General features: G+C 66.2%; 1 protein-coding gene. It reads left to right on the top strand.

The window, feature by feature from the left end:
- Positions 1-191: 191 nt before the first annotated feature.
- Positions 192-521: a ferredoxin family protein gene (locus BN903_RS14315; protein ID WP_048078370.1), complete on the top strand. Its 330-nt coding sequence runs from the start codon at positions 192-194 to the stop codon at positions 519-521.
- Positions 522-802: the final 281 nt, after the last annotated feature.

Here is an 802-nt window from a genome sequence, read left to right as displayed (position 1 = left end):
GTCGACCCCGACACGGTGATCCAGTTCGTCCGCGTCGGCTTCGCGCGGATCGACGCGTTTGACCCCGACGCGACCGACGAGGCGGGTGGTCCGGACGGCTCCGAGGATCTGGTGGCGTACTACGCGCACCCCTGACCGGAACGTCCCGACCCCGCGGAGTTTAAGCGTCCGAGCACCGAATCACGGTCAAGATGGCTATCGACCCGAACTTCGAAACGAACCGCGAGCGGGCCGGCGAGGAGGACGGCGTCGCCGTGTGGGGACCCGTCGAACCGCCGGAAAAGCAGGGAATACGCGGCACGCACGTCGCGGTCGACTTCGATATCTGTCTCGCCGACGGCGCGTGTCTGGAGGACTGCCCGGTCGACGTGTTCGAGTGGGTCGACACGCCCGGGCACCCGGAGTCCGAGCGGAAGGCGAACCCCGCCGACGAGGACCAGTGTATCGACTGTATGCTCTGCGTCGACGTCTGCCCGGTCGACGCGATCGACGTCGACCCCGGTCGCGAGAACCGCTTATAAATAGTCGAACGTGCCGGCGCGGCGTTGACGCTCGGAGTCTCGGTTTCTCGGCTGTACGAGGGTGGTTCCGCTTATAAGTCGCTGATCGACGTGAACTCTTCCGAAGCCCCAGTCGCTCGGCTATACGCTGCTGATCCCGTTGCGAGTGTGACCGCCGAAGCCCCAGCCGCGAGGACTCGATTCGCTCGCTGCGCTCCTCACTCGGTCACTTCGTTCCCTCGCTGCGGTGCTTGCGTCGCGCGTCTTCGTCCTCGCGGCTGCCCCTTCGAGTCCCACCCGAC

It is taken from the genome of Halorubrum sp. AJ67 (assembly GCF_000513435.1).
This window is presented reverse-complemented; position numbering and strand designations above follow the sequence as displayed.